The following is a 16,832-nucleotide window of genomic DNA, read 5'->3' as shown; positions in this document are numbered from 1 at the left end:
CAGGAAGAGTTTTTGGATCTGCTGCGCAAATTTAAAGAAAAATATCCCGAGGTGGACGGCGCGCCCTGCATCCCCATGACGGTGAACGCCGATCACATGCCCACGATCATCGGCACGTTCAAGGCGATGTACGGCATGAAAACCTACTACGAACACGATGGACGGATCGAGTTTGACGTGCGCGACCCCCGCTATCTGGAAATGGTGAAATTCATCAACCAGTTGTATACGGAAGGGCTGCTCGACCGCGAGTGGGGCATCAACAAAGCGCAGAACTATGAGCAGAAAACGACGAGCGGCCGCGTGTTTGCGACGGCCGGCGGGATCGTGAACGAGGCCAATACCGCGTTCCGCGCGCAATACGGCGAGGACACGGACAAGCTGTTCTACGCATTTAAGGTAACGGCGCCGGGCATTGCGCCGGAGGAAACCACCTATGGCCCGCGCAGTTCCCTGGGATGGGATGGGGTCGGCATTACGGTGGCGAACGAACACCCTGTGGAAACGATCAAGTTCCTGGATTTTCTGGCCAGCGAAGAGGGGCAATATCTGCTGATGTGGGGCGTGGAAGGCCAGACCTGGAATTATGAAAACGGCGTACACGTGCCCACGCAGGAAGCGTTGGCCGCGATGACCAAGGACTGGGCTGCGTTTTCCAAGGAGACAGGCGCGCGCAAGTGGACCTGGATGGTCCGCAATGGCCTGGGTGACGACGGAACGCCGTATGACCTGATCTTCCGCTACAACCGCGATAACGTCAACCAGCACGCCATGACATCCATGGCTGGTTCCACCTGGGATACGGCGCTTTACGACGACCTTGGCCCCACAGCGGGCACCCCGGATGCGCTGAGTGAGCAGAAGATCAAGGACATTATGGACAGAGGCTTTGCGGAAATGGTCTATGCAGAGTCGGGGGAAGAGATCGACGCGCTTTACACTGCCATGCTGGCGGAGATGGAAGCGAACAATGCCGCCCACATTGAGGATATTTACACGGAAAATTATCAGGCACGCATGGAGTTATACAATACTGCCGAGGCGGAATAAAAACAATTTCCGGGGCGGAGCGCAGAAGAAAGTGCGCGCCGCCCCGGCGCGGCAATAACGAGAAAGAGGGACGGGAAATGGCAATTGAAAAGGGCGCAGACGATCTGTTTTTGCTGAAGACAAGAAACAGTGCCTATGGATTTTGCGTGGACCGGGAGGGTGTACTGCGGACGCTGTACTGGGGCGGACGTATCGACCGGTCAGAGGATCTGAAAAATGAGCCGATCAGCTGGGAGCAGGGGTTCCACCCGCTCAACGACGTAAAGCGGGAAGAGTGCTCGTCGTTCGGAGCGATGCGGTTCAAGGAAACGTCCATGAAGGTGCGTTATAAGGACGGAACGCGGGATTTCAGGTACCGGTACGAGGGGTTCCGGCAGGAGGGCAGCATGCTGACCATCTGTCTGCAGGACAGCGCGTATCCCTTGAAGGCAGAGCTGCACTACAGGGTGTATGAGGAAGAAAACATCATTGAGAAGTGGAGGACAGTGCGCAACTGCGGAAAAGAGGACATCGTGATAGAGCGTCTGCACAGCGGAGAATGTTCTCTTGTGGGCAAAGGCTGGAAACTAAAAAATTTTAACGGGATGTGGAACTCGGATTTTGACGGTTATGAGCAGGAGCTGAACGGAGGCAAACATGTGCTGGAAAGCCTGCGGGGCGCGGCCGGGCATGTGGCGAACCCGAGTTTCGTGCTGCACCGCGGGGCAGGGGAAACGCATGGAGAAGTTTATTATGGGGCGCTGGGCTGGTCGGGAAATTTCAAGATCGTGCTGGAGCAGACACCGTACGGATACTTGAATATCTTGGCGGGCATGGGAGACACGGATTTTGAATGGAGGCTGAAAAGCGGAGAAACGCTGGAAACGCCGGCACTGTATCTGGGCTACAGCCCGGATGGTTTTGAGCGGATGTCGAACGAAATGGCGCGGTTCGCCCGGCACAATATTATGCCGAAGGCCCGGGCGAAGCGGGAGCTTCCAGTACTTTACAACTCCTGGGAAGCAACGTATTTCAACGTGAGCGAGGAGGCGCAAAGTGCGCTGGTGGAAAAGGCGGCCGGGCTGGGTGTGGAGCTGTTTGTGATGGACGATGGCTGGTTTGGGCAGCGCCGCGACGACCACGCAGGACTCGGGGATTGGTATGTGAACGGCGAAAAATTCCCGAACGGCCTGAAACCGCTCATCGAAAAGGTGAAGCGGCATGGAATGCGGTTTGGACTGTGGATCGAGCCGGAAATGGTGAACGGTGACAGCGATCTGTACCGGGCACATCCAGAATGGGTCTACCGCTATGCGCACCGCCCGGTGCTTGAGGGACGGTATCAATATATGTTGGACCTGACGCGCGGGGATGTTCAGGCGTATATCATTGGAAAAATAAGCTGCCTGCTGGAGGAAAACGAGATCTCGTACATCAAGTGGGATATGAACCGGGGAATGAGCGAGGCAGCCTCTGAGCTTTTGGATCCGGCCGAGTACAAGAGTATCTGGCGAAGGCACACACAGGCCTTTTATGGCCTGATCGCGGAGCTGCGCAGGAAATACCCAAACGTGGAATGGGAAGCCTGTGCGAGCGGGGGCGGGCGTGTGGATTACGGCGCAATGCGGTATTTTGACGAGTACTGGCCGAGCGACAACACGGATCCGCTGGACCGTTTGTCGATCCAGGAGGGGTACAGCTATTTGTACCCGATCAAATACATGCGCTCGTGGGTGACGGATGCGGGCGCGAACGGCAAACGGAACGTGCCCCTGGAATTCCGGCTGCATTGTGCGATGTGCGGAGCCCTGGGCATTGGAGTGGATCTGAACAAGTGCCCGGATCGCGACGCGGAGCAGATGAAAGAGTATATCGGGATCTATAAGGAGATACGCGGGCTGGTCCAGTTTGGCAGGCTGCACCGCTTGGCTTCACTTACCACCGACGGAGTGCAGGCGGTGCAATACGAGAATGCGGATGAGAGCGTTGTGTTCGCGTTTTTGGATCACCCGAACCGGTGGGGGACCAAGTTCATAATAAAGCCGCGGGGGCTGGAAGTACAAACGCTCTATAGCGTGGAACAAAAGGGGGAGCGGGAGCTGTATTCGGGCGCGTTTCTGATGCGAGGCGGCTTGCAGCTCACACTGGACCACGATTATTCCAGCTGCATGGTCCGGATACGCGCCGCCAGAGAAGCGGCCGCAGGAACGTAAAAAATTGCAGGAGGCAAAACAATGTGGGAATTATATTCTCCCAATGGGACTATATGTATCGCGGTTTTTAAGCGCGGGGGCGGGCTGTATTACACAGTGAGGCGCGCGGGGAATACTGTGGTGGAAGCGAGCCGCTTGGGGCTCGAAAGCGATTTGGAAGATTTTACGGGGGGATTCTGCTTCCAGGGGGAAGAGCGCAGTTCCATCGACGAAACCTACTCTCTTCCCGCAGGGAAAAAAGCGGTCTATGAAAACCGCGCCAATGAACTGACACTGCGGTTTTTATGCGGGGCATATGTGTTTGCGCTGTGCCTGCGCGCCTATGAGGATGGGGCGGCATTTCGCTATCAGATCCTGTCCGACAGGGAACAGGCCATGAAGGTCCGGCGGGAAGCAACGTGCTTTCGTTTTCCTGAATCCTACCGCGAGCTGTGGCTACAGAGCTGGGTCAGCAGCTATGAGGGGACCTATGACCGGTCCGGCTGGGAGGACAAAGAAGGCCGGGATTATGGAATGCCGGCCCTGTTCCATTCCCAGGAAAACGGCTGGGCCATGATTACTGAGGCACAGGTATACAACACCGACGGCAGCTATTGCTCCTGCCATCTGCGCGGCGCAGGGGCGAACAGCATGCGGCTGGAATTCGCCCCGGAAGAGGAGGGGCGCCCGCTCTCCTGCAAGCTCCCGTTCCGCTCTCCCTGGCGTGTGATCGTGGTTGCGACCGATCTTGACCAATTGGTGAACACAACACTCAATTATAACCTGAACCCGCCCTCTGCACAGCAGGACACCAGCTGGATCAAGCCGGGAAGATGCCTTTGGGCCTGGTGGGAATATGAAAACGGCGCGCAGCTGTATACCGAACAAAAGCGGTATGTGGATTTTGCGGCAAGCATCGGCTTTGAGGGTCTTACGGTGGACGCGGACTGGGACATCACCTGGCTGAAAGAGCTGTGTGATTACGCACACAAAAAAGGGATCGTCGTTTGGCTGTGGAGCGCGATGCAGTACATCGACACGCCCGCTCTCGCAGAGGAAAAAATAGGCCTGTGGGCCGGCTGCGGCGTGGACGGGCTGAAGGTCGATTTCTTCCAAAACGATTCCCAGCACACGATGTGGCAGTACGAAATGATCGCCGAGGTGATGACACGGTATCATCTGATGATCAATTTTCACGGCGCCACCAAATGCATGGGTGAGGGGCGCACCTGGCCGAACCTGTTGGCGGCGGAGGGCATTTTGGGGCTTGAGCATTATAAATGGAGCGACCTGCCGGACGCAAGGCACAACTGCACGGTTCCCTTTACCCGCAATGTGATCGGCCCCATGGATTACACTCCCACCGGCTTTTCAAATAAAAACCGAAACACAACCCTGGCGCACCAAATGGCGCTGCCGGTCGTGTTCGAATCGGGTGCGTCCCACATCGCGGCTTCGATCTATTACCTTGAGGCGTGGAAGGGTACGGACTTTTTGCGCAGGATGAAGCCAACCTATGAGGAAGTGCGGGTGCTGGACGGTTTTCCTGGTCATCATGCAGCTATCATGCGGCGCTCAGGGGAAGAGTGGCTGATCGGCTGCATCACCGACAAGGCAATGACGCTGCGGCTGCGACTGGATTTTTTGCCGGAAGGGGAATTTGAGGCTGAGATCTACGAGGACGATTCTTCCGGTGAACTGATGCGTGTGCACACGCGCCGGGTCACCCGAACGGATGTATTGGAGCTTGTGCTGCTTAACAGCGGCGGGGCGGGGATCTATATTGCCAGAGAGATACAGGCTCTGCCAAAAGGGGTTTGCTCCGGGTACATGAGCGAGCAAAGGACCGAATACTTTGCCCGGGATGCGAAGAGGACCCAGGGCAGCGAGCCTGTGCTGTATGAAAACGGGCAGGAGGCTGTGCTGCTGAACGGGGGCCTGCTTTTCACCGTGACGCATACGGCGTGCTCCCAGACCGTGCGGCTGTTTTACGCGGCGAGGGAAGCGTGGACGCTGCGTATCGGCGATGGGGCATCGAGTATCGTGATGAAAATACCAAAGAGCGGCTCGGATAAAATATTTATCACAAAGGACGTGACGTTCCCCTTTGCGGGGAAAGAAAGTGCGCTTTTGCTGCAGCGCACCGGGGGGGCGGTCCCCGCAATTGAGAAGATCCACATCATCGACAATGCTCCACCGCGGGAAATATATGTTTCTGTGGGCTCCGGGCAGCTCTGTGGGGGAGCGGAGATTGTAAAGGACGCCGAGGGCGTGGAAAAGGCCGTTGGGCTTGGCGCGGGCGGCGAGTTGCTGTTTGAGCAGATCGTTTTGCCTGAAGACGGATATTATTTGCTGCGCTTTGACTATTGCGCGGGCGAGAGCCGCGACCTTGACATTGAGATCAACCGGGAGCGGATTTACCGTACAAATCTGCATAATACGGCCGGCTGGGGCTTCCCGTGCTGGAATGTAAAAGACCAGCGTGAGGTCCGGGTGAAAATGCAAAAGGGAGAAAACTCGATACGCCTATACAACCAGAAGGGGCACGTGGTGCATCTGTACGGCTTTGCAATCGCGCGGGATCAAGACTAAAGATCAGAGATCCAAAACAGCTCCGGCCGAAAGTTTTCGGCCGGAGCTGTTTTGGATGGACCGAGCTTTGGCAGGGCCCAGCTGCGGCGGGACAAAGCTCAAAAGGCGTCAAAGCGATAGGAGGAAACGGTGCGGAAAACGGCGCCCTTGCGCAAAAGAGGCAATTTGGCCCCCAGCAGGCGCGGTGCGTCCGGCACGAGCTGCGGCTCAAAGGCCAAAGCGCTGCCCGCAATGGGAAGATACCCGCCGGAATAAAAAATCAGGCAGGGTGCGTCGGTTTCAATGATCATCCTGCGGCCTGAACCGGGGTGACAGAGCCTGACGGCGGGCCTGCCGTTCAGTGCGAACGCGTTGTTATACCCGTTTGCGTTGCGAAGCTGATCCGCCCCTGCGCTTTCGCCCAGTGCGCTGCGGATCGTGCGCGGAAGGCGGTAGTCAAAGGCGCTGTTCTGCACACGGCAGAGCTTTTGGGGCAAATGATCCTTATCATTGTACCAAACGGCGTCGGAAAAAATTTGCAATTCGTGGTCGTAAGCGTCGGCGGCCCAGTTCCCGGAAAGATTCCAGTAGGCGTGATTCGTCATGTTGACAAAGGTGTCGCGATCGGAAACTGCGGATAATTCAAGCGAAAAACAATTGCCGCAAAGCCTGTAATCCGCAGTGAAAACACGATTGCCCGGCAAACCACACCCGCCGTGCGCCAGCGCTTTTTGAAAGCGGACCTCGCTGCCCGACCGATACACAACATCCCACACAGCACGCCCCAGTGTGCCGGGGCCGGAATGCAGGCAATTTGCCCCGTCGTTTTGCGGCATACAATAAGCGGCCCCGGAGATCGACACGGCGCCGCCGCTGACACGCCCCGCAACAGGCGCGATGGTAGCGCCCGAAAAGGTCCCGGTATTTTCGTCTTCGTCCGGCCGCAGGCAGACGTTGGACAATGCACCGTTCCGATCCGGCGCATACAGCGCGGCAATGCCGGCGCCCCGGCGGCTGAGCACAAGGGTGAGCCCAGTGATGCTTTTTAATTCGATCAGGTCCATGGCGTCACTCTTTCTTCTGCAGGCGGTAAGTCTGCGGCGTTGCGCCGGTAGCGCGGTGAAATGCGGTGCACAGATTCCCGGCGGAACAAAATCCCGTGTGATCGGCAATTTCTTTCAGCGGCAGGTCCGTGGTTTTCAACAGGTATTTGGCGAGGTCAACGCGCAGGCGGATCAAATAGCTGTGCGGCGTGAGCCCGGTTTCACTTTTGAAAAGGCGAATGAAATGATAAGGGGTGACACAAACACGTGCGGCCAGCATCTCAATGGGCAGCGGCTCGGACACATGCTCGCGCATATAACCGATAACGCCGTCTATCATGGAAGCATTGCGCGCGATGCCCTGTTCTGGTGTGCGATACACAAGGAGCTCTGTGACGAGGTCTACGATGTGCCGCGAGAGCAGCGCCTCATTGATGCGCGCGCGCAGGTGAAACATGTTGAACACCTGGCGCAGATAGCGCGCTGCGTTGGCTGTTTCTCCGGCGGGGAAAACCGGACCCGCCGTGCACAGCTCGAAATAACGCCGGGCAAGAGGGCCGTCGAAGTGCAGCCAATAGATCTCCCATTCGTCCTCTGTGCCGTAATGGTGCGGCAGGTAGCAATCGACCAACAGAAGGGAACCTGCTTTCAGGGGAAGGTATTTACCACCCTGCTCAAAATATCCCTTCCCGCACGCGACATAGAGTACAAGGAAACTGTCGTAACTGGTGCGGCGCACACAGTAATTCTTTTTGCAGAAAAAATGCCCTGTACAGAGCGGATAGAAAAACAATTGACGCGCCTGTTCACTGGGGGTGTGAAAGTGAATTTCCGACGGTGCCGCCACGCCGGTTTCGTGAATTTTCATGCTGCGCCCCTCTCGTGTTTGTATTTGCAAATCCCTGTAATATGATAATAATAGACTGCGGGGAAAACGTCAATTACACTTATGGAACAGACCGCAATTTTTGCAAATGAATGCTCAATGTTTGGGAATGCTTTCGACCGGGGCATGTGGTAGGATAAAAGTATGGGAAGCCATTGCAGTTCATAAAAAGAAGGAGGCAGCAGGCATGGAACACAAAAAAGGGTGCGTGGAGGTATGGGAGGAGCAGATCACCCTGCCGACCTATGGGGTGGGCGCACCGGACAAAAACCCCATGTTCCTTGAAAAAAGGGTGTATCAGGGAAGCAGCGGAAAGGTATATCCCTATCCGGTAATCGACAAGATCCTGGATGAAAAGACCGACAAAACGTATAAAGCGGTATGGCTTGAAAACGACTATCTCCGGGTGATGATCCTGCCCGAATTGGGCGGCCGCATCCAAAGGGCGTACGACAAGACGAACGGGTATGATTTTGTATATTATAACGAAGTGATCAAGCCCGCGCTTGTGGGACTGACCGGGCCGTGGATATCGGGCGGGATCGAGTTCAATTGGCCGCAGCATCATCGCCCGACGACCTATTCCCCTGTGGATTATATATTGACCGAGCGGGGCGACGGCAGCAAAACTGTGTGCGTCAACGAGGTGGACCAAATGTACGGCACCAAGGGCATGGCGTCCTTTACGCTGTACCCCGGCCGGGCGTATATTGAGATCCGGGGCCAGCTTTATAACCGAACGCCGCTGCCGCAGACCTTCCTTTGGTGGGCGAACCCCGCGGTTGCGGTAAACGACGACACGCAATCAATCTTTCCGCCGGATGTAACGGCCGTGATGGACCATGGCAAACGCGATGTTTCCAAATTTCCCATCGCTACCGGCGTATATTATAAACACGATTATGGCGCCGGTGTGGATATCTCCCGTTATAAAAACATTCCGGTACCTACTTCTTACATGGCGTATCACTCGGACTTCGACTTCGTGGGGGGATACGATTATGGAAAAGGTGCAGGGATCCTTCATATTGCTGATCACCACGTTGCACCGGGCAAAAAGCAATGGACCTGGGGTTGCGGAGACTTTGGCCAGGCATGGGATCGAAACCTCACCGACGCAAATGGCCCGTACATCGAATTGATGACAGGGATGTTCACGGACAACCAACCGGATTTCACCTGGCTGAAGCCTTTTGAGGAAAAAGTTTTTACCCAGTATTTTATGCCCTACAAAAAAGTTGGAAAAGTAAGCAATGCCAGCACAGAAGCTATTGTGAGCCTGGAGGTGAGCGAGGGCGGAACTGTACACCTTTGTGTGTATACAACGGCGAAGTATCCGGATTGCCGCGTGACTGTGTGCGCCGGCGAACAGATCCTGTACGAAAAAAACTGCATGCTCTCTCCGGTGGAGGTGCTCATGGACACGGTGGAGGCCGGGGCTATCCCCCCGCATGAGATCACCCTTTCGGTATACGACAGCACGGGCAGAAAACTGCTTTCCTACACACCGGCAAAGCCGAAGATCGAAAAAATTCCGGCACCCGCTGAGGCACTGCCGGAGCCGGCCAAGCTTGCCAGCTGTGAGGAGTTGTATCTTGCGGCGACACATCTGGAGCAATACCGCCATGCGACGTTCCGGCCGGAGGATTATTACAAGGAAGCGTTGAAGCGCGATCCGGGGGATATTCGATGCAACAATGGCTACGGGATGCTTTTACTCCGCATGGGTGATTTTGAAGCGGCGGAAACACATTTTCGTGCGGCGATAAAGCGTGCCACATGGAAAAACGCACAGCCTTATGACGGTGAACCGTATTATAATCTGGGGCTTGCGCTTTATTACCAAAAACGTTGCGGAGAAGCGTTCGACGCCTTTTTGAAAGCGACGTGGACGAGCGCTCAGCAGGAGATGGCATTTTACTACGCCGCAGTAATCGCCGCAGGACGTAAGGAATACGGCCCGGCGCTGGATTATGTCGAACGCGCGCTTGTGAAAAACAACCACAACCTGAAGGCATTGGGCGTGAAAGCGCTTGTTCTGCGGCAGATGGGACGTATGGAAGAGGCGAAGAAGCTTTGTGCCGCAGTGCTCAAGCTGGATCCATTCGCGTACGGAATAGGAGCGGAAGAGGTGCTTTATCACGGGGCAGCGCGGGAAGGGCTGCTGAAAAAAATGAGGAACAACCCGTCTGCTTTCATAGAAACCGCAGCCGATTACGCGGAAGCGGGCGACTACGCTGCGGCCCTTGCCGTTCTGAGCTGGTGCAGCGCTGATACGCCTATGTTGAAATATTATGAGGCGTATTATCTCGAGGTCAGCGGAAAAGACGCGACGGGTGCTCTGGCCGAGGCTGGTGCGCGCAGCCCACTGTACTGCTTCCCCAACAAACTGGGGGATATTGCAGTGCTGGACTTCGCGCTGCAGCGGGCTCCGCAGGACGCTTTTGCCGCATACTATCTGGGGAATCTGTATTATGACAAACGGCAGTATGAGAAAGCGCTGGGACTGTGGGAGCGCTCGGCTCAGATAAACGAAGGATTTCCGACCGTGTGGAGGAACCTGGCGATCGCCTATTTCAACAAGATGCATCTGCCGGCAAAAGCGCTTGAGGCTTTGGAACGGGCATACCGTTTGGACCCTTCGGACGCTCGGGTGCTTTTGGAGCTGGACCAGCTGCATAAAAAGCTGAAGTGGGCGCCCGCCCGGCGCATCGCCCTTTACCAAATGCACCGTGAGGTGTTTATGCAGCGTGATGATCTGATCACAGAATATATTACGCTGCTGAACCTGCTTGGGCGCCATGAAGAAGCGTATTCCATTATGGCGGGGCACAAATTCCACCCCTGGGAGGGGGGCGAGGGGAAGATCACCTCGCAATATGTGTTCAGCCTGCGAGAGCTGGCCCGCCATGCTTTGAAAGAGGGGGATACCGAAAAAGCGAAAGCCCTGTTGACGCAGGCCTTGACATTTCCGCACAATTTGGGAGAGGGAAAGCTGGAGGGGCGCAGGGACAATGACGTTTATTATTATCTGGGGCTTGCGGCCCGCGCGCAGGGAGAGGAGCGCGAAGCAGAAAAGTTTTTTGCCTGCGCCGTGCGGGGCGATGCGGAACCGGCCGGAATGATGTATTATAACGACCAACCGGCCGACATGATCCTATACCAGGGACTGGCGCTGCGGGAGCTGGGGCGGGAAGAAGAGGCGCTCACCCATTTTCATAAGCTGGTTGATTACGGGGAAAAACACCTTTTTGACAATGCTGAGATAGACTATTTTGCGGTTTCTCTGCCCGACCTGCAGTTGTTTGATGAAAACCTGAACGAGCGAAACAAAGCGCATTGCATGTATCTCATCGCGCTGGGCAGCTACGGCCTTGGCGACGGCGCAAAGGCGCTGGAAGCATGCGGCGAAACACTGGCACTTGAACCCTCTCACATAGGCGCGGCGCTACACTTGGAAAAGTTCCAAGCGCTCGCGGAAGGGGTTCCCTCCCCGGTGGCTCAATAAATCATAAGGCAGACCTGGTTAGAGGCGCACCAAAACAATCTGGTAAAGAGAAAGCCGCGGCGTGTGCAAAAAAGAGGCGCCGCGGCTTTTGAGCTGCCGGAACAATACGTGTTTTGTTGGCGAACAGAAAAGCGCGCGTGACACGCCGTGCCCCCCGCTCATAGAATGGGAAAATTTGTTTTTTGAGAAAAGCGGGGGAAACGAGATGCGACAAGAGGAAAAAAGCCGGGGCGCGGGGCTGAAACGCTGTTTGGGCCTGCGGGAGGCGCTGACCATCACCACGGGAACGGTGATCGGGGTGGGGCTGTTCACGGTGGGGGGCAATGTGGTGGGCAGCCTGGGGCCGAATGTGATCTTTGCCACGCTGGTGGCGCTGGCGATCAGCGTTTATCCGGCGCTGCTCTATGCCGAGATGGGCGCGGCGCTGCCGTTTTCGGGCGGCACCTACCTGTACGCGGGGCTGGGGCTGGGGCGGCCCTTTGGCATGCTGGCGGGCTGGAACTTTATCATTTCCATGGTGTCGGTGGCGGGGGGCGAGGCGCTGGCGTTCAGCTTTTACCTGCGCACCCTGTTCGGCGCGCTGGGCTGGCCGCTGCCGGTGAGCGACCGGGTGCTGGCCGCGGCGGCGCTGGTTCTGTTTGTGGCGCTGGGCGTGCGGGGAACCGAGCTGACCGGCCGCGCCCAGAACGGGTTTTTGTTCTTTTTCTGGGGCGTGGCGGCGGTGTGGGTAATCTCGATGCTGCCCCACATGCAGCTGGACCGGCTGGCGGCGCCGGCCCCCGCGCCGCTGGGCGGTTTTTTGCCCTGCGTGGCGCTGGTGTGGTGGTGCTTTGCGGGGTTTGAAACCTGCTGTGCCATGGGGGGCGAGGTGCGCTATCCGCAGATCGAGCTGCCCCGGGCCATGTTTTTGGCGCCGTTTTTGGTGTTTGCGGTGAACGGGCTGTTTCAGTGGGTACTGGTGTGCGTGGCGCCCAGCGGGGCGCTGGCGGATCTTGCCACGGCCGCTGCGCCCTATGCCGAGGGGCTGCGCCTGGCGGGGGTGACCGGCCTGCCGCTGGTGCTGCTGTGCCTGGGCATTGCCTTTGGGGGCGATTTTTCCACCCTGAACGCGGGGGTAAGCGCCCCGGCGCGCTATGTGTTCACCATGGCCAGGGACGGCGCACTGCCCGCCTTTTTTGGAACGGTACACCCCCGCTGGCACACCCCGGCCCGGGCCTGCCTGGCGCTGGGGGCGCTGATGCTGGCGCTGGTGGCCACCGGGTCGATTGCGCTGATCGCCTCGCTGTCGCTGTTTGCAACCCTGGTGTACTATATTTTGGGCATTGCGGCGGCCTGGGCCCTGCGCAGGCGCCGCCCGCAGCTGGCGCGGCCCTATCGGGCGCCCGGCATTGCGGTGGGCGCGCCGGTGAGCATTGCCGCCTACCTGTTTTTGATCGGGCAGCTGGAACCGGCGGCGGTGTGGGCAGGCCTTGCCTGGTGCGCGCTGGGGCTCGGCATTTACTTTTTCTACGGGCGGCGCCATTTTGCGGCGGCGCAGATGGAATTGGGCGGGCTGCCGCCCGCGCCCGGCCCAAAAGAGAGGGAAAGGATGGACCGGGAGTACCGGCGGTGGAAATGGGCCGTGACCCTGGGCGCGGCGGCGGTGCCGCTGCTGTTTTTGGCGGGCTTTTTGCGCAGATAAAGGAAAGGACGGGCCGGAATGGAACCCCGGCGCCCGGCATATAGTTACACCAAACGCAGCAGAGCGGGGGGCGTGAGCGGATGCCGGAAAACATGGATCTGACAAAAGGGGACGTGTTCAGCACATTGCTTTGCTTTTCGATGCCGTTTCTTTTTACCAATTTGCTGCAGGCCTGCTATGGCGCGTCCGACCTGTTTATGGTGGGGCATTTTTCCGACGCGGCGGCGGTGTGCGCGGTGGCGGTGGGGGGCCAGGTGATGCAGACGATCACCGGCCTTGCCATCGGCCTTACGGCGGGCGGCACGGTGCTGGTGGGCCGCTGGCGGGGCGCGCGGCGCAGCCGCGAGCTGGCGGCCAGCGTGGCGGCCATTTTGTGGGTGTTCGGCGCGCTTTCGCTGGTGCTGACGGCCGGCGCCGTGCTGCTGGTGGAGCCGGTGTGCCGGGCCATGCAGGTGCCGGCCGAGGCGTGGCGGCAGGCGAAGGAATACCTGCTGATCTGCGCGGCGGGCATTCCGCCCATTGTGGGGTACAACGCGCTGAGCAGCATCCTGCGGGGGCTGGGCGATTCCCGCACGCCGTTCCTTTTTATGGTGGCGGCCTGCGTGACCAACGTGGCCACCGACGTGCTGTTTGTGGCGGTGCTGAAGGGGGGCGCCCAGGGGGCCGCGGTGAGCACCGTGCTGGCGCAGCTCCTGAGCCTGGCGCTGGCCTTCGGCTTCCTTATACGCCGGGGCTATGTGCGGCGCTACCGCGCGGCGCAGCCCGCCTTTTGCTGGAAGCACGCCCGCGCGCTGCTGGGCATGGGGCTGCCCATTGCCGCCCAGGAGGGGCTGGTAAACGTTTCGTTTTTGATTATTACCGCCATTGTGAACGGCATGGGGCTGGTGGCCTCGGCCGCGGTGGGGGTGGTGGAAAAACTGATCGTGTTCAGCATGCTGCCCACCACGGCCTTTGCGGCGGCCGTTTCGGCCATGGCGGCCCAGAATTTTGGCGCGCGGCAGCCGGGCAGGGCGCGGGCCTGCATGAACACGGGTATCGGCCTTTCGCTGCTGTTTGGGCTGGCCTGCTTTGCCTCGGCCCAGGTGAACCCGGCGGGGCTGGTGAGCCTGTTTGCAAAGGACCCGGCGGTGATTGCCGCCGGGGCGGGTTACCTGCGCACCTACAGCGCCGACTGCCTGCTGGTGTGCTTTGTGTTCTGTATGAACGGCTTTTTCAGCGGCGGGGGGCGGGCCGCCTTTCCGCTGGTGCACAGCGCGGTGGCCACCTTTGCGGTGCGGGTGCCCCTTTCCTGGTGTTTGAGCAGGGGGGCCGGGGCCACGCTGCGGCGGGTGGGGCTGGCGGCCCCCACCGCCACGCTGGTGTCACTGGTGCTGTGCCAGTGGTACCTGGCGCGGTGCGGCTTTGAAGGCCGGGCGGGGAAGAAAAGGGAAAAAGGCCCGGCGGCCGGCCAGGCATACCCTTGATCCTGGTATAAAAAACGATCGCCCCTGCCCAAGGCCTTTGGGCAGGGGCGATCGTTTTGCGGTGCGGATCACCCCAGCAACCCGCAGAGGATGCTGTTCTGGAGGATGAGCCCGGCGGGGGTGAGGCGCAGGGTGTGCCCGTTGAACCGGGCGTAGCCGGCACTCACACACTTTTCTACGAATTGCAATTGCTTTTGTGTAAATTCCATGTTGTATTTTTCTTTCAGAGCGGGCAGGCTGAGGCCCTTTATAAGGCGGAGCTGCAGGATGATAAAATCCTCGGCGCCGCAGCCGCCGTCCGGCACGGGGGCGGCTGTGCCCGCCAGGAAGGCCTTGGTGCTGGAGGGGAAATAAAAGCGCCTGCCGCCAAGGCAGCTGTGGGCGGCGGGGCCAAGGCCCAGGTAATCGCCGCAGTTCCAGTAGATCAGATTGTGCCGCCCCTCGAAGCCGGGGCGGGCGAAGTTGCTGATCTCGTATTGGGCATAGCCGGCCTGTTCCAGCCGCTCCACCGCGGCAAGGTAAAATTCGGCGGCCTGATCGTCGGTGGGAAGGCCGGCGGGCGGGGTGCGGCCAAAGGCGGTGCCCGGCTCAAGCTTCAGCAGATAGGCCGAGATGTGGGCCGCGCCCCCCTCCCTGAGCAGGTCCAGGGTCTCGCAAAACTCGGCCTGGCTGTAGTGGGGCAGGGCCAGCATGATGTCGCCCGAAATGTTGGTAAAGCCCGCGGCTTTTGCGGCGGCCAGGGCCGCCCGGCTTTGGGCCGCGGTGTGCGGGCGGCCCAGCCGGATAAGGCTTTCGTCCCGGGCGGTCTGCACCCCCAGGCTGAGCCGGTTCACCCCGGCCCGCAGAAAGCCCTCGAGCTTTTTTTCGTTCACGGTTTCGGGGTTTGCCTCCAGGGTGACCTCCGCGCCCGGCGCGGGGGCCGCGGCGGCCAGCAGGCGCGCGGCCTGGGCGGGAGAGAGCAGGCTTGGGGTGCCGCCGCCCAGGTACACCGTGCCCGGCGCGGGCAGGTTTTCGCGGGCGTAAAACCCAGCAATGGCGCGCTCGAGCGCGGCCACGTATTCTTCCGGCACGCCGCGGCTGGCCCCGCGGGAATAAAAATCGCAGTAGCGGCACTTTGCCAAGCAGTAGGGAATGTGCAGGTACAACCCGAAGGCCACGCCGACCGCCCCTTTCTTTTACAAAGATGTTTCACACAACCATTATAAAAGGTTTTGATTTTATTTACAAACGGCGTTATAATATAGTATATCATTGACGCAATGAGAAAGGATGGGAGTATTGCCATGAGCAACCGCTACAACGACCCCTTCAGCGAACCGGTACAGAACACCCTTTATGCGGAGGAAAACCAGCGCACCGGAACGTTTGAATACGAGACCCTGGCCAGCTACACCACCAAGACCTTTTTGTGGATGTTTGCGGGCCTGATGCTGACCTTCGGCATCGCGCTGGTGGGCTATGCCGGGGGGCTGGCCCGTTACCTGCTGGTTTCGCCCATGATGTTTTTTGGCCTGGCCATTGCCGAGGTGGTGGTGGTCGTGGTGATGTCGGCACGCATCCGCACCATCAGCGTGGGCGGCGCCAAGGGGCTGTTCTTTGCCTATGCTGCGCTGAACGGGCTGGTGTTCAGCAGCTATTTTTACCTGTATGATCTGTGGGAGCTGGTGATGGCGTTCGGCGCCACCGCCCTGTATTTCGGCATTATGGCGGGCTACGGCTACCTGACCAAAAAGGATCTTTCCGGCTGGGCAAAGCCCCTGTTCTTCGGCCTGATCGCCATGCTGATCGTGAGCGTGATCGGCATGCTGGCGGGCCTGGGCGGGCTGGACATCCTGCTGTGCTGCGCGGGCATCATCCTGTTCGCCTGCTACACCGCCTACGACACCCAGAAGATCAAGGCTGCCTACTTTGCCTACGCGGGCAACGAGGAGCTGGCGAAGAAGGCCAGCATTTACGCCGCGCTGGAATTGTATCTGGACTTTATCAACCTGTTCCTTTACATCCTGCGCCTGTTCGCCCGGCGCCGCAACTAAGGCGCACAGGCAAGAGCGCCTGTTTTCAAAAGACCGGGGCCTGTGGTTGGGCCCCGGCCTTTTTCTTTCAGAACGCCCCAAAACGAAAAATTTGTGCCCGCAGCCTCGTTTTATAAAAAGACAGGCATTACTAAAGGGGGAACGCATATGAACGAGCGCATTCTGGTGGTGGACGACGAGGCCGCGATTGCCGACCTGGTGGAGGTATATCTGAAAAACGAGGGGTTCGCGGTGTGCAAGTGCGGCACTGCGGCCGAGGCGCTGGCGGCAGCCGAGAGCCAGCCGCCGGACCTGGCCATTCTGGATGTGATGCTGCCGGATATGGACGGCTTCACCCTGTGCCAGCGGCTGCGGCAGGAGTATCTCTGGCCCATTTTGATGCTGACCGCCAAGGTGGAGGATATGGACAAGATCATGGGGCTGACC

The 16,832-nt window shown here is 58.8% G+C and carries 10 protein-coding genes and 1 pseudogene; 8 read left to right on the top strand and 3 right to left on the bottom strand.

All coding sequences use genetic code 11. From position 1 onward, the window contains the following. The 3 genes and pseudogenes from ACMLHZ_RS12760 to ACMLHZ_RS12750 all read left to right on the top strand — a co-directional run. A pseudogene (locus tag ACMLHZ_RS12760) lies at positions 1–1,050 on the top strand (ABC transporter substrate-binding protein); the annotation flags it as partial. 77 nt (positions 1,051–1,127) lie between these two features. Next, entirely contained in the window at positions 1,128–3,242 is a 2,115-nt protein-coding gene (locus ACMLHZ_RS12755) for an alpha-galactosidase (RefSeq protein WP_418668071.1), read from the top strand. Between the two features lie 21 nt (positions 3,243–3,263). Continuing rightward, entirely contained in the window at positions 3,264–5,813 is a 2,550-nt protein-coding gene (locus tag ACMLHZ_RS12750; protein WP_418668070.1) for a glycoside hydrolase family 97 catalytic domain-containing protein, read from the top strand. 98 nt (positions 5,814–5,911) lie between these two features. Here ACMLHZ_RS12750 and ACMLHZ_RS12745 read toward each other — a convergent pair whose 3' ends face one another. Further along, a complete protein-coding gene (locus ACMLHZ_RS12745; RefSeq protein WP_418668069.1) occupies positions 5,912–6,856 on the bottom strand; it encodes a hypothetical protein in 945 nt (314 codons plus the stop codon). 4 nt (positions 6,857–6,860) lie between these two features. Further along, positions 6,861–7,703 carry a helix-turn-helix domain-containing protein gene (locus ACMLHZ_RS12740; RefSeq protein ID WP_418668068.1) on the bottom strand — a complete coding sequence of 281 codons (843 nt, stop codon included), beginning with the start codon at positions 7,701–7,703 and terminating at the stop codon, positions 6,861–6,863. Between the two features lie 205 nt (positions 7,704–7,908). Here ACMLHZ_RS12740 and ACMLHZ_RS12735 point away from each other — a divergent pair, with 205 nt between their 5' ends. The 3 genes from ACMLHZ_RS12735 (at position 7,909) to ACMLHZ_RS12725 (ending at position 14,373) form a co-directional block, all read left to right on the top strand. After that, a complete protein-coding gene (locus ACMLHZ_RS12735; RefSeq protein ID WP_418668067.1) occupies positions 7,909–11,229 on the top strand; it encodes a DUF5107 domain-containing protein in 3,321 nt (1,106 codons plus the stop codon). 205 nt (positions 11,230–11,434) lie between these two features. Next, on the top strand, positions 11,435–12,910 hold the full coding sequence (locus ACMLHZ_RS12730) for an APC family permease (protein ID WP_418668066.1): 1,476 nt from the start codon (positions 11,435–11,437) through the stop codon (positions 12,908–12,910). An 80-nt stretch (positions 12,911–12,990) separates the two neighbouring features. Beyond that, positions 12,991–14,373, top strand: a complete 1,383-nt coding sequence (locus tag ACMLHZ_RS12725; protein ID WP_418668065.1) for an MATE family efflux transporter — start codon at positions 12,991–12,993, stop codon at positions 14,371–14,373. A 68-nt stretch (positions 14,374–14,441) separates the two neighbouring features. Here the strand turns inward: ACMLHZ_RS12725 and hemW are convergent, their stop codons facing one another. Next, positions 14,442–15,530, bottom strand: a complete 1,089-nt coding sequence (gene hemW, locus ACMLHZ_RS12720; protein WP_418668064.1) for a radical SAM family heme chaperone HemW — start codon at positions 15,528–15,530, stop codon at positions 14,442–14,444. Between the two features lie 126 nt (positions 15,531–15,656). Between hemW and ACMLHZ_RS12715 the strand changes: the two genes are divergently transcribed. Both ACMLHZ_RS12715 and ACMLHZ_RS12710 read left to right on the top strand, forming a co-directional pair. Beyond that, on the top strand, positions 15,657–16,406 hold the full coding sequence (locus tag ACMLHZ_RS12715) for a Bax inhibitor-1/YccA family protein (RefSeq protein WP_177561966.1): 750 nt from the start codon (positions 15,657–15,659) through the stop codon (positions 16,404–16,406). Between the two features lie 147 nt (positions 16,407–16,553). Then, positions 16,554–16,832 (top strand): response regulator (locus ACMLHZ_RS12710; RefSeq protein WP_418668063.1); only part of this gene is annotated, 279 nt, incomplete at its 3' end.

This window comes from Allofournierella sp., assembly GCF_048388525.1.
Lineage (GTDB): Bacteria > Bacillota > Clostridia > Oscillospirales > Ruminococcaceae > BQOK01.
This window is presented reverse-complemented; position numbering and strand designations above follow the sequence as displayed.